The following is a 20,890-nucleotide window of genomic DNA, read 5'->3' on the forward strand; positions in this document are numbered from 1 at the left end:
ATACCAATGATTATTAAAATCATTATCATTTATATTAAGCGCAGTTAAATTACACTGAAGTAACGTGTTCGGTCAATCCTTCCACAAAATGGTTATTTCCTCCCCAAAATTGCGGGTTATATTGATGTTAATCAATTTTATTGTTCATCTTTCATAACCGTTAATGATTAGCAATAGGAATGTATTGATTATAAAACCCACATCACAGATGATAATGAAAATAGTTATCATTCATTGTCAGCGGAATTAAGCTGCGCTAGACTGCGCCAATATTTTACTAACTGTGTCTAAATGTGAGCCTGTCATGGATGAAAGCATGTACCGCCAGCACACCCGATCTGTTGTGCATCTGGCGTTGCTAATCAATATGCTTTCTCTCGGTAGCCTAATGATGGTGATGCCGCTAGGCCCCGACTTCATCAGCGCACTCTCCATGGATGCCAAAAACATCGGCTATATTAGCGGCGGCGCAACGTTTGCCTCAGCCATCGTCGGCTTCCTCGCCGCGCCTTATCTGGATAGATTTAACCGTAAACACGCCCTGCTTGTTCTACTGACGTTGCGCTTTGGTCTGACGGCAGCCTGCATGTTTGCCACCAGTCAAACCCATCTTTTGCTGCTGTTTATTTTGGCGGGCTGTGTTGCTGGCCCGGCATCGGGCGTCTTGATGGCGGCGGTTGTTGATATCGTGCCGACCAACGAACGCGGAAAGCAGTTGGCCTACGTCGGAATGAGCTTCTCACTCGCAGCCATTGTCATCATGCCGCTGTCACTGGAGTTGGCCCACCGAATTAACTGGCAAGCACCGTTTTATACCTTCGGCCTCGGCGGCCTGCTACTGGCGCTGTTAGTGCTGTGGTTTTTTCCTTCAATGCCTCCGACGCACCGGGTTCAGCAAGGTTCGTCACCCACGACAGCGCCCGCTTCGGTATTAAAAGACCTGCTGGCATCACCCATTTTCCTATTGGGGCTGACGGTGATTTCGCTACAAATGTTCGGACATTTCCTGCTGATCCCCCATTTCTCCAACTATTTTCAGTTCAACCTCGCTTTCCCTCGGGATGATATTTCCCTGCTCTATCTCTGTGGCGGGCTGGCAAGCATGGTGACCATGCAGCTGTGTGGCAACCTGTTGGATCGTGGGTATGCCAGCCAGACAATCATAGTAACGACACTGCTGCTGGCGGTTGTCATTCTCTGTGGCTTTGCATTGCCCTTCTCGCTCTCTCTGTATCTGATGTTCCCCTTGTTCATGGCGCTGAGTGCGGCTCGTTCTAGTAGCACGCTGGCGATTACCGCAGGTATTCCGCTACCGCATCAGCGCGCCGCGTTTATGTCCTATCAGGGAACAGCGGCCAACATTGCATCAGGGCTTGCTAGCGTTGCCTCAGCCGCTTATCTGAGCACCTCCACCGAGGGGAAAATTGACGGGTTCTCACAGCTTGCCGTGGCCAGCACCGTATTTGCGCTGGTCGCCATGCTGCTGACCATGCGCTTGATTCCGCAATTGGCTGAACGCGGCCGGAGAATGGCAGCACGCCAATCAGCACAGGTGACTGGGCAATAAACCGATCGACTCACGCAACGAGTGGGTCGGCAATACTCACAACACAGTGAGTTACTTACGGGGATGTTTTTTTCTACTATTTGATGGGGTCTTTGACATGCAGCTAAAACCGGAAAGTCGTTTTTCACATCATCATTTCCCACACAGCAAGGTGTATCACGCCCTGCTGATGACTGGATTACTGGCACTGCCTGCACTTGCGCAGGCAGAAAACGCGGCAGATGAAAAAATCGTCGTGACAGCAACACAGACGAAGCACACCACGCTGAGCGCGCCCGCGAGTGTCTCTGTCATCACGCGTGCCGAGCTGGAAAAGATGTCGGTGAATAACATTTCCGACGCGGTGAAAAAGCTACCGGGCATTAACATCAATCCGTCGACGAGTTATGGTCGTAACGAAATCAAGATCCGCGGTATGAAAGCGGACTATACGTTGTTACTCATCAATGGCCGTCGAGTTAATTCCCGTGATGCGCTTGCTGGAAATATGGGTAATGATTTCGATCTGAGCGCAATTCCCATCTCAGCGATCGAGCGTGTTGAAGTGATCCGTGGGCCGATGTCCTCCCTGTACGGTGCCGATGCACTGGGCGGTGTCATTAACGTCATTCTGAACCAACCGAGCAACGAACTAAAAGGCGAAATTGGCTATAACATTACATCGCCAATGGAAGGATCGGGTGGTGACCATAACCGTCTGAATGGTTATATCAGCGGACCACTCATAGAAAACACGCTGCTGGGGAGCCTGCTGGCCGATGGCGGAGAGCGCGATGCATGGAAAACTGAACAGTCGGTAAATCAGAATACTGATGCGCTGGAAAAACGTGATAATTACAGCGTGATGGGAAATTTAACGTGGTTGATTGATGATCAACAGAGCTTGGATTTCGACGCCACATATGCCAAAGACGACCGTGACGTACGTTGGAATAACTATGGTGCAGCTGTGCGTAACATTCAAAAAATGGAACGTCTGGGACTGGGATTAACGCACAACGGTAGTTGGGATAACGTCGATACGCGTCTACGCTATTTCTATGAAAATGTGGAGTTGATGGATAATTCCCAACTCAATAATGGCAAAGCCGACATTACGCAGGATAACCATACGATTGACGGACAGGTCTCTGGCTATCTAGGCGATCATCTACTGACTGGTGGCGGAGAATATCGCCTCACTTCCTTGAAACACAGTATGAACTTGCCCAACGGCACCATTGACGTGAGTCAGGGTGCACTCTTCCTGCAAGATGAATTCAAGTTATCCGATCTGGCATTAACCTTCGGCGGACGTGTCGATAAGCATGAGACTTACGGTACAGAGTTCAGCCCGCGCGCTTACGCCACCTATAGCCTCACCGACAACTGGGTGGTAAAAGGCGGCGTCAGCAAAGCGTTTAAAGCCCCCTCAATTGCACAATCATCGGAATCGTACGCGATTGCCGCCTGCCGTGGCCGCTGCCAGACGGTAGGTAACCCGGATTTGAAGCCTGAAACGTCAATCAGCTATGAAGTCGGCACCGCTTATGAAGCCGAGCGCTTTGGCGCGGGTGTTACTTTATTTAATAACGATATTAAAGACATGATTCAGGTTCAGACCTGGGACAGAGTCGCGACGCGCCTCACCTATGAAAATGTGAATAAAGCGCGAATTCAAGGGATTGAAACTTCATTCTGGGTCGATGTGACAGATGACCTGAACTGGACCACTAACTGGACTATTGTCGACGCGGAAGATCGCACCACCAGAATGCGCCTGAAGCAAACGCCAAAAAATACGGTTAACACGCAGTTGAACTGGCAGGCGTTAGATAATCTATCGACTTATATTGCTTACCAATACACCGGCAATCAATATCTGTTTGATAAAGAGGTCAGCAAAACACGTGGCTTCAACACCGTGGATATCGGTGCCACCTATACGCCAGTTAAAAATGTGGACCTGAAATTAGGACTCACTAACCTGACCAACGAAAAACGGGATTACGTCGCAACCAACAACGACTACTTCCTGTCTGGGCGGACGATATACGGCGGCGTGAGCTACAAGTTCTGATACCAATACGTTCTAATGAATGACTCGGAGCCCGCTAACGCGGGCTTTTTTAGCAGCAGAGAAAGGTAGTGACGTCGTACTCTCTCAGCAGATACGCACCTTTAAAGCGGCGTCCGGCGTAAAAAACGGGGGTCAGATCGGTCAACAGCTCCAGCTCAAACTCGCGTTTAGTGATATCCAGAGCCACCAGTCTGGCATCCAGAAAATCGAAGTAGTGCCGAACCTGCGGATAAAGCGCCTTGAACAGGCTCTCTTTTGCCGAGAAACTTACCGTCAGCAGGCAGCAGAACGACTCCTCCCGCTCCAGAAACCACTGGAACTCTTCGTCACCAATGATTCCGGGCCACAGCGACTGTGCACGCTCGTCGGATATAAACCCTTCGATATCAACCCCCACGCACGACAGCTCGTCATTACGCACATGTGCAGCGCAAAGAACGCTGTCTTTATTATGACTCAGCGAACCAGCGATGTTTTCCGGCCATTGTGGCGAACGATCCTCCCCACTATGCAGAACAAAATCGGGATGACCCAACTTATTCAACACATGTCTGGCAAGGTAACGTCCAGCCAAAAATTCAGCCCGCCGTTTCGGTACAGCACGCTCTAGCGCATCAGAAAAAGGAATATTCGCCTCAGCGAAAAGTGCATCATCATAGGCAGAAGAATGGAAATGGCAGCGAGCAGTAATACCTGGGTAGGCGGCACCGTCCGTTGCCCGTGGAAAAGTAATCCATTCAACATCATCAATAAAAGCAGAAAGCATGTCACTCCACTCAGGCAAGCAATCGCGCCCACATTCAGTAAACATCGCGTAGATCACGCTTAAACCCTGAAAAACGTAGGGTTTAAAACGAACAATGGGCGACTTTCGCCGCCCATCATCTCGCTACTGCAAGAATGCCTGGTTACATTTACAGAGCCAAAAAGAACCCTGCGATGCAGGCGCTCATCAGGTTAGAAAGCGTACCTGCCGCAACCGCTTTCAAACCAAAGCGGGCAATATCCTGACGCCGAGTCGGTGCCATACTGCCCAAACCTCCAATAAGAATAGCAATAGACGAAAGGTTAGCAAAGCCGCACAGCGCGAACGAAATCACAGCCTTGGTATGATCCGACAGAACCTGCAAGCCAGCGGCCTGCACCACGTCATCTGCTTTCAGATATTCACTGAAATTCATGTAAGCGACGAACTCGTTGACGATCAGTTTTTGCCCAATGAACGAACCCGCAACGGTCGCTTCACTCCAGGGAATACCAATCAGGAACGCAACAGGCGCAAAACACCAGCCCAAAATCAATTCCAGCGACAGCTGCGGGTAGTCAAACCAGCCGCCAATTCCGCCAAGAATACCGTTCAGGACGGCGATCAAGGCGATAAATGCTAGCAGCATTGCACCGACATTCAGCGCCAACTGCATACCGGAAGCCGCACCGCTTGCCGCCGCATCGATGACGTTAGCCGGACGATCGTCTTCATCGACAAACCCAACCATTTCGTCATGGTCGTGCGTTTTTTCCGTTTCCGGCACCATCAGTTTGGCAAACAGTAATCCACCCGGAGCCGCCATGAAGGACGCCGCAATCAGGTATTCCAGCGGCACCCCCATCTGGGCATAGCCCGCCATTACGGCACCCGCAATCGATGCCAACCCACCGCACATTACCGCAAACAGCTCTGATTGCGTCATGTTGGCAATATACGGACGTACTACCAGAGGGGCTTCCGTTTGGCCAACAAAGATATTGGCTGTTGCAGAGAGCGATTCAGTACGGGACGTTCCCAGCAGCTTCTGCAATCCGCCACCGAGCACCTTGATGACCAACTGCATAACGCCCATGTAGTACAACACGGCGATAAGGGAAGAGAAAAAGACAATAATCGGCAAGACTCGGAGCGCGAAAACAAACCCACCGCCGCCAAATACCTCGAACATTTTGTCGGAAACCAGACCGCCAAACATGAACGACACGCCTTGATTTCCGTAGGCGATAACGTTTGCTACACCGCTCGTCATGCCCTCCAGAATCTTGCGCCCGACGGGTACATATAGCACCAAGGCACCGATACCGATCTGAAGAATGAAAGCACCGGCTACGGTGCGCAATCTGATAGCTTTACGGTTATTGGACAGCATAACCGCGCACAGTATCAGAACAATCATGCCGATGAGACTCATAACGAGTTGCATGTGCAGTTCCCTATAACGCGTGAAAAAAGTGAGAGCATAATAAAAATCGTGTCGCCAGAACGGTCAGCACGCGCTGGCGAGCCGATTATAGAGATAGGCCCGTAAAGGTCGCTAATTTATGTCACAAATACATACAACATCGAACAGTCCAAAACACAAAAAAGTGATCTTCATCACAATTTAATGGTTGGCATATGAAATCAAAATGACTGTTCTGCCTGTTGTCGCACAGAAATAACAGAAAAGCGGAAGCAGAGCGTCGTTCCGCTTTGGGGAATATCGTGGCGTAGCAGTAGCCGTGCTACGCCGGAGTGAGCCGCTCAAACAGCCTAAGCGAATTCTGCCAGAGCGCCTCCGCTATCACCTCAGGCGATTCAGCGCGTAGCTCACATAACGTTTGAAACGCACACGAAATACGTTCGGGTCGGTTTGGCTGCCCCTGATAACCGCTCATCGGCATATCGGGGGCATCCGTTTCCAGCAAAAGCCGTTCTAACGGCAGTTGCGCGATTGCCTGACGTGTTTTATTCGCTCGATCATAGGTAATGGTTCCCCCTACACCGATGTAGTAACCCAGCCGGATAAAGGCCTCTGCCTGCGCCAGGCTGCCCGCAAACCCGTGAATCACACCAGTACGCGGCACATCAATACGCCGGAGTAATTGTGCCAGTCGGTCATGGCTGCGCCGCGAATGCAGAATCACTGGGAGATCGTATTTTTTCGCCAATCTAAGCTGCGCCTCAAGGAAAGCAAGCTGTCGCTCGAACTGCGGTTCCGGCATATAGAGATCCAAGCCAATCTCACCGATCGCCACCAGCGCTGCGGGCAATTGGCTTAGTTCATCCTCCAGCCGAAGCAGATCGCTTTCCTGATGTTCAGCAATATAAAGTGGATGAAGGCCAAGTGCGGCGTAAAGCGAAGAATAGGTGCGAGCAAGCGTCAATACGCGCTCAAAATGCTGAGAAGCCACCGCAGGAATAATGATGCGTTCAACCCCAGCATCTTGCGCCAGACGCAAACTTTCCGGTGCATCATCGTAGAATAGGGGAAAATCGAAATGGCAGTGGGTATCGATAAAACGATGTCGTTCAGAAGGCACGTCGCTTCTCTCCGCTAAGATTAAGCCCGTCAGATGAGGCAACCTAATCGACACACAAGTCATATCCTGCCAAAGCATCATGGCAGAATCGGACTTGTCGTTGCGGTGAAGCCTCAGTGTAACGTGGTTTTCTCTGAGGATACCTCTTCGTGGGCTTTTCCGTAACCCTCTTGTAAGACGCCGGACAAGTAATCATTACTTCCTTCCAGCCAGGCACAGTCGCTGTCAAACCAATCGGCCCACAGCGCCAGAAAACTCCCTTTCCACTGTTTCCATTTGCCAACAACAATATCGTTATTCATCATAAACCTCCTGATAAACTGTCGAAATGCAGCAAATACACGAGTAGTATCGGTAAAGGATTAGTGTGCCGGTAAAATGTGACAGCCGCGTGGCGCGGCTGTGTGCTCTGTATGACAATTATTTAGATAAAATAATGTATTTAGATCAAATAATGCGCTGTGCTACGGTCGTTTCCGACCGGTGAACAAGCTAAGCAGAAACAGAATAATACCGACCACAAAGACGATTTTCGCCGCGCCAGCTGCCGTACCGGCCAACCCGCCGAAACCCAGTGCTGCCGCGATCAGTGCGATAACTAAGAATATAATGCCCCAACGAAACATACGCTCTCCTTACCAGACAAAATGAAGAATCATGGTGGTCATCCTGACGCGCGTCGTGCGTCCTGATTGCGTATCCACAGGTGGTGTTTTATTGTGCGGATTAAGTAGGGTTACCCGCGATAACGGATAACCCCGAGTGAAATAGCTATTATTTAACTGTCAGGTCGTTTTTGACGCTTTTCACACCGTCAACAGCCTTCGCAATACTTTCTGCCCGGTCGGACTGCGCTTTGTTATCCACTGTGCCACTCAATAGCACAACGCCTTCTTGCGTTTCGACTTTCACTTTACGAGACGGAACAATATCATCCGCCAACAGTTTGGCCTTAATCGTGCTCGTTACTACGGCATCATCGGCGTAAGCGCCAACCGATTGTGATTGATTATCTTTAACCTGAAGTTTGTCGCTAACAGATTGGACGCCCTCAACCTGTGTGGCAATTTCCACTGCTCGGGTGCTGAGTGCCTGACTGCCGACAAAGCCACTCAGCGTAACGACGCCATTTGATGTTTCGACTGAAATGTCGCTGCTGGTAATCGATTTATCTTCCAACAACGCGCTCTTCACTTTTGCCGTAACAGCACTGTCGCTCATGTAGCCAGACGCTTTATTAGCGGAGCTATCGATTTTTGCACCAGTTGTATCCGCGATACGCTCTACCTTCTGCCCTAACGTTTCTTCAGCTATTGCACCACCAGCCAGAATCGAACTCAGGGCAACTACGATCAGCGATTGTGTCAATTTGGTCTTTTTCATCGATGTCTTCCTTCTTATGCTTTTCTGTAAACCCGAAATAACTGACCCGGGTCACGTTTACGCCTGCACGGTCATCAGCAAATCAAGGTGATAATGACGTTGCCAATACTCCGATGATTCTCTCTTCCTACATAAAAAATCAGAGTATTGAATTGCAAAAGCGAAACAAATAAAAATAATGAACCAACTTAAATTGCATTAACAGTTGAACGAGCCAAATCAGTTAACACGCTGTTAACTATAGCCTACAGAATGAGAAATCACAGGGGAGCAAGGAGAAATGCACAGCAATTCAGATTTGTCTGTTGCACCGAGGCGAGAAAGGACGCAAAGAGAAATAAAAAAATAACACATTGATTTTTAAATCATTTAAAAATAAAAACACCCGGCATTTTTGGTCTAAAACCAAATATAACCGGGTGATAATTAGTTTAACAAAATGGTTACTATTTAAACGCCATGATCACGGATTTTTCGTGAAACCATGGCACAATCCAGCGAAATTAATGTCGTTATAAGATTAATGTTCACGCGTTTGGTGGAACGTGACTTCAGGATAACGTTCCCGCGTCAGGTTCAGGTTCACCATCGTCGGTGCGATATAGGCCAGATTATCGCCGCCATCCAGTGCCAGATGCAGTTCGTTCTTACGCTTAAACTCTTCGAATTTCTTCACATCACTGCACTCAACCCAGCGCGCGGTTGAAACGTTAACGGACTCGTAAATCGCCTCAACGTTGTATTCCGTTTTCAGACGGGCAACCACCACATCAAACTGCAGTACCCCAACAGCACCAACAATAAGGTCGTTGTTGGTCAATGGACGGAATACCTGCACCGCGCCTTCCTCGGACAGCTGTACCAGCCCTTTCAGCAGTTGCTTCTGCTTGAGCGGGTCACGCAGGCGGATACGACGGAACAGTTCCGGCGCAAAGTTGGGGATACCGGTGAATTTCATGTCTTCACCCTGTGTAAACGTATCACCAATCTGAATCGTGCCGTGGTTGTGTAACCCAATGATATCGCCGGGGTAGGCTTCTTCAATGTGGGAACGGTCGCCTGCCATAAAGGTCAACGCATCTGAAATCACCACGTCTTTGCCCGTACGAACCTGACGCAGCTTCATGCTTTTTTCATATCTTCCGGACACAACGCGCATAAACGCTACGCGGTCACGGTGTTTCGGGTCCATATTGGCCTGAATCTTGAACACAAAACCGGTGAATTTCTCTTCCGCTGCCGTCACTTCGCGGGTATCCGTTTTACGCGGCATCGGCGCAGGTGCCCAGGCGACTAATCCGTCCAGCATATGGTCAACGCCAAAGTTACCCAGCGCGGTACCAAAGAAGACTGGCGTCAGCTCACCGGCAAGAAACGCATCCAGCTCAAATTCGTGCGATGCCCCTTTAACCAGCTCCAGCTCTTCACGCAGTTGAACAGCCAGTTCTTCACCAACGGCAGTATCCAGCTCAGGGTTGTCCAGCCCTTTAACGATGCGCACTTCCTGAATCGTATGGCCTTTACCGGTCTGATACAGATAGGTTTCGTCTTTATAAAGGTGGTATACGCCTTTGAACAATTTACCGCAGCCAATCGGCCAGGTGATCGGCGCGCAGGCAATTTTAAGCTCACTCTCGACTTCATCCAGCACTTCCATCGGATCGCGGATGTCACGGTCGAGTTTGTTCATAAACGTCAGAATAGGTGTATCACGCAGACGAGTGACTTCCATCAGTTTACGCGTACGGTCTTCGACCCCTTTTGCAGCGTCAATCACCATCAGACAGCAGTCCACCGCCGTCAATGTACGGTAGGTATCTTCGGAGAAGTCTTCGTGCCCAGGGGTATCCAGCAGGTTAACCAGACATTCACGATAGGGGAACTGCATCACGGACGTGGTGATGGAGATACCACGCTGCTTTTCCATCTCCATCCAGTCGGATTTCGCATGCTGGTTGGAACCACGCCCTTTTACCGTACCGGCAGTCTGAATCGCCTGTCCGAATAGCAGGACCTTTTCGGTAATCGTCGTTTTACCGGCATCAGGGTGAGAAATGATAGCGAACGTTCTTCTTTTAGAGACTTCGCGGGCGTATTCACTTGGAGACATGATTTTCAGGTTTCTTTTGTTAGCCACCCGGCGCCAGCATCAAGTCAACAACACACCGATGTCAGATCGTCAGGCAAAGCGGAAATAAACTGTAGCCAAGCATTTTCCCTGATTTAACGTGCAGACACAATCGGTGATGGCATAAACAGCGCGGATGAATCATGCCTTGAGTCACCGTTCTGATACCGCGACCAACAATTACGCCATAAATCATTTATAAAGTTATCATTTATCTTTGCCGATAATGTTTGGGTCAATATTTAACCATTTGATCGCACTTAAGGAGAGAGTATGAGCTTGTCTGTAAATGATACGGGTTATAGCAATTCTCAGGCCCAAAGCACCGCACGACCATCAAATACCACACCGTCTGCTGCCGCTCCTTCAACAACGACAAGTACCCCAACAGACTCTGCAAAAGTCTTTGACCCCATTACCGGTAAAACCTTCATCTTACCTAAAAGTGTAGAGATCTCTGAGGAAGCCATCGCACGTATAAGGGAAGAGTTTGCTGATGCGCCGATTTTGGGCCACAAAGAAGAAGAAAAAGCGCTAGAAGCGATGAGCGCGGCGAGAGCTCGTGAGCTTGAACGACAAAACAATGCCGCCAGTCTTCCTCTCGGCAATATCAATGTCTCTCCTGATAACATCGGCACGCACGAAATGACCATCGGGCTTTGGTCAAACCACCTCAAAGAGGACAGCGGCATCAGTAAGGAGGCGTTTCTCGGCCTCGTTAAAACCGCCTTATCCTCCCCGCCTGAAGTCAGTCTATGGAGCTACACTACCGATAGTATGGAAATTGCGATTACGGCCAGTAAGCTAGAGACATTGAAAAATCGCTATGTCGACAACGATTACCAGCATCAGGCAGATCGGGATATTCAGGGCATTATACAATTCAAATCTGATGCGCTGAGTAATCTGGAAAAAAACCTCCTGCAAGACGAATACCAGCGCAGCGTTGACGCAGGAGACGCCGATAAAGCGAATACTACATTTCTGCAACTGCAAAAGAACGCAGAAGGCACCTCTACCACCCAACTTCAGCGCCAACAAATTTTCTCGCTAGCCGCCTCAACAGACGTTTCTACCGGGTTTGGTCGCTTTCGCGACTACATCGCCTCTTCAAATTTCGATCGCTATACCAAAAGCGAGTACACCTCGATACTCAATCAATTCCATAGCCACTGGATGGCGTTTCAGTTGGCATTGAAATAACCGCGTAGACCCCGTAGAAGCAGACCATTTTTACGGGGTGCCGTTAGCGCATCAGAGGCGTTTCTCTTCTCCGTCTTTTTTTACTAGCACGCTACCAGCCGTCTGCGTGCCGTTCTCTGCCTCATCCTCTTCTTCTTTCACGGGCGTACTCGCAGTAAGAAGATAAGGTGACTGTTGCCAGCGAGTGCGGCGATTTTGCAACAGCGTTCGAGTCAGAATGATGCCGATAGCCAGTGAAAGTAAGATCATCAGACGCAGAATATTGGTCGTGTTATCCACCTGTCTGGCTTCGGTCGCCAATACGTGCGTATCCAGCGTGATGCGCAGGAAACCGATAGGCCCTTCTTTTCCTTCAATGGGTTGCACCAGTTGATGGTTAAAGTAGCTACCGACACGGTTACCGTCCAGCGCCAGCCGGTCTCGCAACTGTACCTGTTCACCCACATGCGCCACCAGCGAACCGTCCTGCTGATACACGCCAGCATCCAGAATACGGCTATGATCGGTGAGTTGTTTGAGGATGGTCGTAATCTTTTGACCATTATCATCCACGCTGCCCATCAACGGCGACAGGCTGTAAGCCACCTGCCTGGAGAGCGTGCGCGACAGATCTTCGACCTGCTCAGAACGCGCCATCTGGTGGCTTAAACTGAAATAGGACGCACCTTGCATTAATACCACCAGCAGGGCGAGGCAAATCAGCACAATTGCCGTGCGATGTAGACGAAATTTCACCCGGGCGCGAACCATGATAATCCTTACACGATTTGGATACTTTCATGTTGCCAGAAGCGCCAGCGATAGGATAGCTTGTTGCCCAGTTTTTGAAGGGATATGTTTGGTCGACGCCACATCCCTTTTTATCGCACGACTTTATCGCACTACTGCCAGCAGAGGATTTACCCCATGTCGAATAGTCTGACCTATTGTGATCTCCCAGATGAGATCAACTGTTGGCCGGGACTGCCATTATCACTGAGCGGTGACGAAGTGATGCCGCTTGACTACCGCGCTGGCGACACAGGCTGGCTGATTTATAGCGACGTTCTCGATAAAAACCTGATTTCCCGCTACCAGCGTAAGCTGGGCAGCGCGATGGTTATCGTGAGCGCCTGGAACGTGGGTGATTATCAAGTCGTCCGTTTGGCGGGTACGCTGACGCCACGCGCAACCAAGCTGGCTCACGAGCTGGGTATCGATGTTGCGGCCATGCGTAACGCACCGACGCTACGCTCACCGGGTTTACTGGTGATGGACATGGATTCCACCGCAATTCAGATCGAATGCATTGATGAAATCGCCAAGCTGGCAGGCACAGGCGAGCTGGTGGCGGAAGTCACCGAACGCGCGATGCGGGGCGAGCTAGATTTCGCCGCCAGCCTACGTCAGCGCGTAGGGACATTAAAAGGTGCAGACGCCACTATTTTACAGACGGTACGCAAAACCTTACCGCTGATGCCAGGCCTAACCCATATGGTTAGCCAGCTTCAGGAAGCGGGTTGGCACGTTGCGATTGCGTCGGGCGGGTTTACCTACTTTGCCGATTATCTGCGTGACGAGCTAGGTCTGGTTGCCGCCGTTGCCAACGAATTAGGTCTGCAAGACGGCAAACTGACGGGTGAAGTCATAGGTCAGATTGTCGATGCAAAATATAAAGCCACTACGCTGCAACAGTTGGCGGAAAAGCTGGAAATTCCCATGCACCAAACCGTTGCCATCGGCGACGGCGCGAACGATCTTCCGATGATCAAAACAGCCAGCTTAGGCATTGCCTATCACGCCAAACCCAAGGTTAATGAGCAGTCTGCGGTAACGATCCGTCATGCCGATCTCACTGGCGTGCTCTGCATCCTCAGCGGCAGCATGAGACACGAAAAGCGTTAATTAGCAGGAGGTGATACGTGGCAAAAGCCGTCAAACGGGCGTTTGTATGTAATGAATGCGGGGCTGATTACCCGCGCTGGCAAGGGCAGTGCAGCGCCTGCCACGCTTGGAATACCATTACTGAAGTGCGCCTGGCGTCGGCATCCGTATCACGCTCCGACCGCCTCACCGGCTATGCCGGTGAGAGTGCTGGCGTCAGCCGGGTGCAAAAACTCTCAGAAATCAGCCTTGAAGCGTTACCCCGCTTTTCCACTGGCTTTCAGGAATTTGACCGCGTTCTGGGCGGCGGCGTCGTTCCTGGCAGCGCGATCCTGATTGGCGGCAACCCCGGCGCAGGTAAAAGTACGCTGCTACTGCAAACGCTCTGCAAACTGTCAGAAAATATGAAAACCCTGTACGTTACCGGGGAAGAATCCTTGCAGCAGGTCGCGATGCGGGCACACCGTCTTAATTTGCCGACCCAGAATCTCAACATGCTGTCAGAAACCAGCATCGAACAGATTTGCCTGATTGCCGAGCAGGAACAGCCGAAGCTGATGGTGATCGACTCCATTCAGGTCATGCATCTCGCCGATATTCAATCGTCCCCCGGCAGCGTAGCGCAGGTGCGCGAAACCGCAGCCTACCTGACGCGCTTCGCCAAAACGCGCGGCGTCGCCATCGTGATGGTCGGCCACGTCACCAAAGATGGCTCGCTCGCCGGACCGAAAGTATTGGAACACTGCATCGACTGTTCCGTGCTGCTGGACGGCGATGCCGATTCACGCTTCCGTACCCTACGTAGCCATAAAAACCGTTTCGGTGCCGTCAATGAGTTGGGCGTGTTCGCCATGACGGAACAAGGGCTGCGTGAGATCAGCAATCCATCGGCCATTTTCCTCAGCCGCGGGGATGAAGTGACGTCCGGTAGTTCGGTCATGGTCGTGTGGGAAGGCACGCGCCCGCTGCTGGTTGAGATTCAGGCGCTGGTAGATCAATCGATGATGGCGAACCCGCGCCGCGTCGCGGTTGGGCTGGAGCAAAACCGCCTGGCGATTCTGCTGGCAGTACTGCATCGCCACGGCGGTTTGCAGATGTCGGATCAGGATGTGTTTGTGAATGTCGTCGGCGGCGTCAAAGTCACCGAAACCAGCGCCGATCTGGCGCTGCTGCTATCGCTGGTTTCCAGCTTCCGCGACCGCCCGCTGCCGCAGGATCTGGTCATCTTCGGTGAAGTCGGTCTGGCGGGCGAAATTCGCCCGGTTCCCAGCGGGCAAGAGCGAATTACCGAAGCTGCCAAACACGGTTTTAAACGTGCCATCGTTCCTCATGCCAATATGCCAAAGAAAGCGCCTGCCAGCATGCAGGTATTCGGCGTGAAAAAGCTGGCCGATGCGCTGGCGATCCTCGACGATCTCTAAACAAGCCACAGAAAGCGATATTCTGTGGTATGTTGTTTAGTAAGCTAAACAAGAGTGTTGCACCATGTCATCATTTGATTACCTGAAATCCGCTATCCGCCAGAAGGGTTGCACCCTACAGCAGGTTGCCGACGCAACCGATATGACCAAAGGCTATCTCAGTCAATTACTTAATGCCAAAATCAAAAGCCCTAGCGCACAGAAGCTGGAAGCGCTGCATCGTTTTCTCGAGCTGGAATTCCCCCGCTACGAAAAGAATATTGGTATTGTCTTCGGTAAGTTCTATCCGCTACACACCGGCCATATTTATCTGATTCAGCGCGCCTGTAGTCAGGTCGATGAACTGCATGTGATTTTAGGCTACGATGAGCCGCGCGACCGTCTGCTGTTTGAGAACAGTTCGATGTCACAGCAGCCCACCGTCAGCGACCGCCTGCGTTGGCTGTTGCAAACCTTTAAATATCAGAAAAACATTCATATTCACGCTTTTAATGAGCAGGGAATGGAGCCCTATCCGCACGGCTGGGATGTGTGGAGTAAAGGGGTTCAGGCGTTCATGCAGGAAAAAAGCATCACGCCCAATTTCGTCTACACCAGCGAAGAACAGGATGCCGCGCAATATCGCGAGCATCTGGGGATTGAGGCTGTCTTGATAGACCCACAGCGATCGTTCATGAACATCAGCGGTTCGCAAATTCGCCACGATCCTTTCCGCTACTGGGACTATATCCCGACCGAAGTGAAGCCGTTCTTTGTGCGTACCGTTGCCATTCTTGGCGGGGAATCCAGCGGTAAATCCACGCTGGTGAACAAACTGGCTAATATCTTCAACACCACCAGCGCCTGGGAATATGGCCGCGATTACGTGTTCTCCCATCTGGGTGGCGACGAGATGGCGTTGCAATATTCCGACTACGACAAGATCGCGCTGGGTCAGGCACAGTACATTGATTTTGCGGTCAAATATGCCAATAAAGTGGCCTTTATCGACACCGATTTTGTCACCACGCAGGCATTCTGCAAAAAATATGAAGGGCGTGAACACCCGTTCGTTCAGGCACTGGTCGACGAATACCGCTTCGATCTGGTGATTTTGCTGGAAAACAACACGCCGTGGGTAGCCGATGGGCTGCGCAGTTTAGGCAGTACCACCGCACGTTCGGAATTCCAGAATCTGCTGAAAACGATGCTGGCTAAAAACAATATCCCGTACGTTTACATCAAAGAATCGGACTACGATTCGCGTTTCCTGCACTGTGTAGAACTGGTACAGCAAATGCTGGGTCACGATCGGTCACCTGAACAGATAAAAAACTAGCGCGTGTTCCACTGCCAATGGCGGGAGGGGGTAATAATTTCCGGCAGCGGAATGTCCCAACTTTCCACTGGCAGTTCATCAACCTGCTGACAATCATGAGCCAGCCCCATCGGATAAGGCCCGCTGTCCGTATGACGACGATACTGCAACGTACGGTCGTAAAAACCGCCGCCCATACCCAAGCGCTGTCCCTGATGATCAAACGCCACCAGCGGCGTCAGCAGAATATCCAACTGGGGTAATGGCAACACCTGCCGCACGTCCAGACGCGGTTCCATGATCTTCAGACGATTGCGCACCAATTCAGTATCTGGCGCATAGCGCAGGAACAGCAGATGTCCGGCACGAAACGGATGAAGAACCGGCAAATACACGCGCTTCCCCTGCTGCCATAGCTGTTGAATCAGCGGAATCGTATCCAGTTCGCCGTCAAATGACAGAAAGACCGCGACGCTATCTGCTTGTATGACTTTCGGGTGCACCACGACGCATTCGCACACCTGTTGCGCAAAGCGCGCCTGCTGTTCCGGTGTCAATAAACGTCGACGCTGGCGTACAGCCTGACGAATCTGCTGGCGTGGTGCTGCTGTAGAAGAAAATGAGGTATCGGGAAGAATTGACGAATCAGAAGATGACATGGGCTGTATTCGCCACGGGTCAAGAGTGATAAAAGAAAGGGAATCTCCGAGATGCCGCCGCAGGCTGTAACCCTTGAACCCTTGGTTCAAGGTGAACATAACGTCGCAGTCTTAAGGCTTCTCGGACGAACCGAGCGTGCTCACCAACCGCAGAGCATTACATTCTGTTTGGTATGAAATATCGGCTCAGGGGACTGACCCGCTGACAAACATCTCAGAGAAATTTTATTCGTTACTCGCGATAAACCTTAGCACGTCTTATCGCGTAAAAACACCGTACTTTTGTCAAAATACGACGTTATTCAAATTGTGTACCCTGACGCTCCGTGATCTTGCCCTGTTCCAGCAATGCCTGCTCAATAGTCTGCTGCAACATACGAATACGCTGTTCCATATTCGACGCATAATCACGCGTTTTGCCCCGTTCCTGCGCCAGTTCATGACACACATTCAGCGCGGCAATAAACACCAGTTGCTCGGTGTTGGTGACTCTAGTGCGAACTTTAAGATCTTGCAACCGCTGGTTAAGATCTTCCGCTGCCTGATTCAACGCTTCCTGTTGTTCTGGCGGACAATTCACTCTTAACGAACGGCCAAAAATTTGAATATCTACTGGTTGTGCAGACATACCACCTTCCTGCCTTTTGTCGTTCTTGCGCCCGCGTGTCGCATAGCATGAGCATTACCCGTTACATCGGGTTCGTTAAAGCGGGCGCCACTATATATAGCCGAGATCTAAGATACAAGCCCTTTCTGGAATCCAAAGGGAGCTTGGTGGTAGCATAGCACGAACCAATCCAGCCAACGATGACGAATCCGCATGTCCATAGAGAATACGTTTCCTGCCTATGAAGGCCTTGACCAACTGCTTCACCAACAGCAAGTCGCGCTGACCGCAGCAGAAATGCACGGCTTGATCAGCGGAATGCTGTGTGGTGGAAACCATGACGACAGTTGGAGAACGCTGGTTTTTGAACTGACTAATGAAGGTATGGCGTTTACTCAAACGCTGTCGCAACCGCTTCAGGATCTGTATCAGGCTACGCGTGAAGCGCTGGAAGATGATGGTTTCCTGTTTCAGCTTTTCCTGCCAGATGATTCGCAGGACGAGGTAAGCGTTTTCGATCGCGCCGATGCGCTGGCAGGTTGGGTCAACCACTTCCTGCTTGGTTTGGGCGTCGCTCAACCGAAGTTGAACAAGGTTAAGGGCGAGTTGAAAGAAGCCATCGACGATTTGCGCAACATTGCACAGCTTGGCTACGACGAAGATGAAGATCAGGAAGAATTGGAACAATCACTGGAAGAAGTGATTGAGTATGTTCGCGTTTCTGCCATTTTGTGCCATACCGAATTTACCAACCAGAACGTTGTGACGGCGCCAGAACAGCAAAAACCAACGTTGCACTAATACCGTATTACGCAGGGCGGAAGGGAACAGCAACCGCACGGACTACTTTCAGGAGCAGGTGATGAATCCACAAGAATTTCTTCGTCGTCGTCAGGGTCTGTTAGAAAAAATGGCACCGGGCAGCGCGGCGATTATTTTTGCCGCGCCGGAAGCGCAGCGCAATGCCGACAGTGACTATCCTTATCGTCAAAACAGCGATTTCTGGTATTTCACGGGGTTCAACGAACCAGAAGCCGCTCTACTGCTGGTAAAAAGCGACGCCAAACACCATCACAGCGTTATCTTCAATCGCGTGCGCGACCTGACCGCAGAAATCTGGTTTGGCCGTCGTCTTGGTCAGGAAGCCGCCCCCGCCAAACTCGGCGTTGACCGTGCACTACCGTTTGGCGAAATCAACGCACAGCTGCATCTGTTATTGAATGGATTGGACGTGGTGTACCACGCGCAGGGGCAGTACGATTACGCCGACAAACTGGTCTTCACCGCACTGGAGACCCTGCGCAACGGCCCCCGTCAGGGATTTGCCGCCCCCGCTACGCTCACCGACTGGCGTCCGTGGGTGCATGAGATGCGTCTGTTCAAATCACCTGAAGAAATCAGCGTCATGCGCCGCGCTTGCGAAATTACCGCGCTGGCTCACACGCGCGCTATGCAAAAATGCCGTCCCGGCATGTATGAATATCAGCTTGAAGGCGAGATTCACCACGAATTTACCCGTCACGGCGCGCGCTACCCGTCTTATAACACCATTGTTGGCAGCGGTGACAACGCCTGTATCCTGCATTACACCGAGAACGAAATGCAAATGCGCGACGGCGATCTGGTGCTGATTGACGCAGGCTGTGAATACAAAAGCTATGCTGGCGATATTACCCGTACCTTCCCCGTCAACGGTAAATTTACCGCGCCGCAGCGGGCTATTTACGACATCGTACTGCGCTCACAGCTGCGCGCGCTGGAGCTGTTCGAGCCGGGTCGCAGCATCCGCGATGTAAACGAAGAAGTGGTGCGCATCATGGTTAACGGGCTCATCAAACTCGGCGTGATGAAGGGTGAGGTTGAAGCGCTGATTGCCGAACAGGCACATCGCCAATTCTTTATGCACGGCCTCAGCCATTGGCTGGGTCTGGACGTGCACGACGTCGGCAACTACGGCACGACAGACCGAGGCCGTCCGCTTGAACCCGGAATGGTACTGACCATCGAGCCAGGTATTTACATCGCGCCCGATGCCAAAGTGCCACAGCAGTACCGGGGAATCGGCGTGCGTATCGAAGACAACATCGTCATCACCGAAAACGGTAATGAAAACCTGACGGCTAGCGTGGTCAAAGACGCCGATGCCATCGAGGCGCTGATGGCACAGCAGCATGGCAAACACGCATAAATCGCTTTTTCAACAGGACTAAAACATGGCGGTCATGATTGTCGGTGGCGGAATGGCAGGCGCAACGCTAGCGCTGGCACTATCGCGGCTCTCGCAAGGTACGATCCCGGTCGAGCTGGTTGAAGCCTATTCTCCGCTCGATAGGGCACATCCTGGCTTTGACGCACGCGCGATTGCGCTGTCCGATGGCACACGCCAGCAGTTGGCGACGCTGGGTATCTGGCAAGCATTGTCGGGTCATGCGACCGCGATTACCGACATTCATGTCAGCGAACGCGGACATGCCAGCGCAGTGGATCTGCACGCGTCGGACTACCACGTTCAAGCATTAGGCCATGTGGTTGAACTGCACGACGTCGGCCAACGCCTGTTTTCTCTGCTGCAACAAGCCCCCGGCGTACGCCTGCACTGTCCAGCCAAAGTCGTTGCCGTCACGCGGACGCAAGGGAATGCGACGCTAACGCTGGACAATGGCACGGAGCTAACGGGCCAGCTACTGGTGGCTGCCGATGGAACGCACTCCATGTTGTCACAATCCTGCGGGATTCGCTGGCAACAGCATGAGTATAATCAGGTCGCGGTTATTGCCAACGTGACCACCACCGAACCCCATCGCGGGCGTGCATTTGAGCGGTTTACCCCGCATGGCCCGCTGGCGCTCTTACCGATGAATAATGGTCGCTGTTCGCTCGTCTGGTGTCATGATAAACATCGTCAAACTGAGATCGATGGGTGGAGCGAAACCGAATTTCGCCAACAGTTACAGCAGGCTTTTGGCTGGCGTTTGGGGCAGTTTACCCACATCGGCGGACGCCATAGCTACCCGCTGCGCTTGCTAACGGCTAACCAGCACATCAGTCATCGGCTGGCGCTGGTAGGTAATGCAGCACAAACGCTGCACCCCATTGCCGGACAAGGCTTTAATCTGGGGATTCGCGATGTGATGTCGCTGGCGGAGACTATTGTCGATGCGGCGAAGAATCAGCAGGATATCGGCCAGTACACGGTGCTCAGCCGCTATCAACAACGGCGTGAACCCGACCAACACGCCACCGTGGCGATTACCGATGGTCTGGTCAGACTGTTCGCTAACCGCTATACCGCGCTGACCGTCAGTCGTAATTTGGGTCTGATCGCCATGAATAACCTGCCGCTGATGCGCGATGCCTTTGCCCGTCGCACGCTGGGTTGGGTAAAACGTTAATTAAGCTCGCCAACAGGAAA

19 protein-coding genes and 1 other RNA gene are annotated in these 20,890 nt (G+C 51.6%); 9 read left to right on the forward strand and 11 right to left on the reverse strand.

What is annotated here, in order from left to right:
* The first annotated feature begins 304 nt into the window (after positions 1–304).
* Both A6301_RS19960 and A6301_RS19965 read left to right on the forward strand, forming a co-directional pair.
* Positions 305–1,567: an MFS transporter gene (locus A6301_RS19960; RefSeq protein WP_234258566.1), complete on the forward strand. Its 1,263-nt coding sequence runs from the start codon at positions 305–307 to the stop codon at positions 1,565–1,567.
* Between the two features lie 97 nt (positions 1,568–1,664).
* Positions 1,665–3,626: a TonB-dependent receptor domain-containing protein gene (locus A6301_RS19965; protein WP_234258567.1), complete on the forward strand. Its 1,962-nt coding sequence runs from the start codon at positions 1,665–1,667 to the stop codon at positions 3,624–3,626.
* A 49-nt stretch (positions 3,627–3,675) separates the two neighbouring features.
* On the opposite strand, the gene A6301_RS19970 is transcribed toward A6301_RS19965, so the two are convergent.
* The 7 genes from A6301_RS19970 to prfC form a co-directional block, all read right to left on the reverse strand.
* Positions 3,676–4,392, reverse strand: coding sequence for a 4'-phosphopantetheinyl transferase (locus tag A6301_RS19970; RefSeq protein WP_107170836.1), 717 nt, complete (start codon positions 4,390–4,392; stop codon positions 3,676–3,678).
* 148 nt (positions 4,393–4,540) lie between these two features.
* Positions 4,541–5,818 carry a NupC/NupG family nucleoside CNT transporter gene (locus A6301_RS19975; protein ID WP_205540913.1) on the reverse strand — a complete coding sequence of 426 codons (1,278 nt, stop codon included), beginning with the start codon at positions 5,816–5,818 and terminating at the stop codon, positions 4,541–4,543.
* Positions 5,819–6,119: 301 nt separating this feature from the next.
* Positions 6,120–6,917, reverse strand: a complete 798-nt coding sequence (locus A6301_RS19980; protein ID WP_215484110.1) for a TatD family hydrolase — start codon at positions 6,915–6,917, stop codon at positions 6,120–6,122.
* Between the two features lie 113 nt (positions 6,918–7,030).
* Positions 7,031–7,219: a stress-response protein gene (locus A6301_RS19985; RefSeq protein ID WP_215484121.1), complete on the reverse strand. Its 189-nt coding sequence runs from the start codon at positions 7,217–7,219 to the stop codon at positions 7,031–7,033.
* Positions 7,220–7,381: 162 nt separating this feature from the next.
* The gene (locus A6301_RS19990) at positions 7,382–7,543 is read right to left on the reverse strand and encodes a DUF1328 domain-containing protein (RefSeq protein ID WP_012773166.1); all 162 of its coding nucleotides are present in this window, start codon (positions 7,541–7,543) and stop codon (positions 7,382–7,384) included.
* Positions 7,544–7,691: 148 nt separating this feature from the next.
* Positions 7,692–8,300 carry a molecular chaperone OsmY gene (osmY, locus tag A6301_RS19995; RefSeq protein WP_205540910.1) on the reverse strand — a complete coding sequence of 203 codons (609 nt, stop codon included), beginning with the start codon at positions 8,298–8,300 and terminating at the stop codon, positions 7,692–7,694.
* Positions 8,301–8,820: 520 nt separating this feature from the next.
* On the reverse strand, positions 8,821–10,410 hold the full coding sequence (prfC, locus tag A6301_RS20000; protein WP_205540908.1) for a peptide chain release factor 3: 1,590 nt from the start codon (positions 10,408–10,410) through the stop codon (positions 8,821–8,823).
* 291 nt (positions 10,411–10,701) lie between these two features.
* Here prfC and A6301_RS20005 point away from each other — a divergent pair, with 291 nt between their 5' ends.
* Positions 10,702–11,631: a hypothetical protein gene (locus A6301_RS20005; RefSeq protein WP_215484109.1), complete on the forward strand. Its 930-nt coding sequence runs from the start codon at positions 10,702–10,704 to the stop codon at positions 11,629–11,631.
* Positions 11,632–11,682: 51 nt separating this feature from the next.
* Here A6301_RS20005 and A6301_RS20010 read toward each other — a convergent pair whose 3' ends face one another.
* Entirely contained in the window at positions 11,683–12,381 is a 699-nt protein-coding gene (locus A6301_RS20010) for a YtjB family periplasmic protein (RefSeq protein WP_215484108.1), read from the reverse strand.
* Positions 12,382–12,537: 156 nt separating this feature from the next.
* On the opposite strand from A6301_RS20010, the gene serB reads away from it, so the two are divergent.
* The 3 genes from serB to nadR all read left to right on the forward strand — a co-directional run bounded on the left by serB (position 12,538) and on the right by nadR (position 16,233).
* Complete coding sequence (gene serB / locus A6301_RS20015; protein WP_234258568.1) at positions 12,538–13,515, forward strand: phosphoserine phosphatase; 978 nt, start codon at positions 12,538–12,540, stop codon at positions 13,513–13,515.
* Between the two features lie 17 nt (positions 13,516–13,532).
* Positions 13,533–14,915 (forward strand): DNA repair protein RadA, encoded by a 1,383-nt coding sequence (radA, locus tag A6301_RS20020; RefSeq protein ID WP_005971086.1) that lies wholly within the window; start codon positions 13,533–13,535, stop codon positions 14,913–14,915.
* A 64-nt stretch (positions 14,916–14,979) separates the two neighbouring features.
* Positions 14,980–16,233 carry a multifunctional transcriptional regulator/nicotinamide-nucleotide adenylyltransferase/ribosylnicotinamide kinase NadR gene (nadR, locus tag A6301_RS20025; protein ID WP_107170828.1) on the forward strand — a complete coding sequence of 418 codons (1,254 nt, stop codon included), beginning with the start codon at positions 14,980–14,982 and terminating at the stop codon, positions 16,231–16,233.
* Here the strand turns inward: nadR and A6301_RS20030 are convergent.
* The 3 genes from A6301_RS20030 to zapA form a co-directional block, all read right to left on the reverse strand.
* Positions 16,230–16,871, reverse strand: a complete 642-nt coding sequence (locus tag A6301_RS20030; protein ID WP_234258569.1) for a 5-formyltetrahydrofolate cyclo-ligase — start codon at positions 16,869–16,871, stop codon at positions 16,230–16,232. The two genes, nadR and A6301_RS20030, sit on opposite strands and share 4 nt — an antisense overlap.
* 39 nt (positions 16,872–16,910) lie before the next feature.
* A non-coding RNA gene (gene ssrS / locus A6301_RS20035) (6S RNA) lies at positions 16,911–17,095 on the reverse strand.
* Between the two features lie 74 nt (positions 17,096–17,169).
* Entirely contained in the window at positions 17,170–17,499 is a 330-nt protein-coding gene (gene zapA, locus A6301_RS20040) for a cell division protein ZapA (protein WP_005971092.1), read from the reverse strand.
* A 192-nt stretch (positions 17,500–17,691) separates the two neighbouring features.
* On the opposite strand from zapA, the gene A6301_RS20045 reads away from it, so the two are divergent.
* From A6301_RS20045 to ubiH, 3 genes are all read left to right on the forward strand, one after another.
* Positions 17,692–18,279, forward strand: a complete 588-nt coding sequence (locus A6301_RS20045; protein WP_107170826.1) for a YecA family protein — start codon at positions 17,692–17,694, stop codon at positions 18,277–18,279.
* Positions 18,280–18,340: 61 nt separating this feature from the next.
* A complete protein-coding gene (gene pepP, locus A6301_RS20050) occupies positions 18,341–19,666 on the forward strand; it encodes a Xaa-Pro aminopeptidase (RefSeq protein WP_234258570.1) in 1,326 nt (441 codons plus the stop codon).
* Between the two features lie 25 nt (positions 19,667–19,691).
* The gene (gene ubiH, locus A6301_RS20055; RefSeq protein WP_234258571.1) at positions 19,692–20,870 is read left to right on the forward strand and encodes a 2-octaprenyl-6-methoxyphenyl hydroxylase; all 1,179 of its coding nucleotides are present in this window, start codon (positions 19,692–19,694) and stop codon (positions 20,868–20,870) included.
* Positions 20,871–20,890 lie beyond the last annotated feature (20 nt).

Source organism: Pectobacterium sp. IFB5596, assembly GCF_021432585.1.
Lineage (GTDB): Bacteria > Pseudomonadota > Gammaproteobacteria > Enterobacterales > Enterobacteriaceae > Pectobacterium > Pectobacterium punjabense.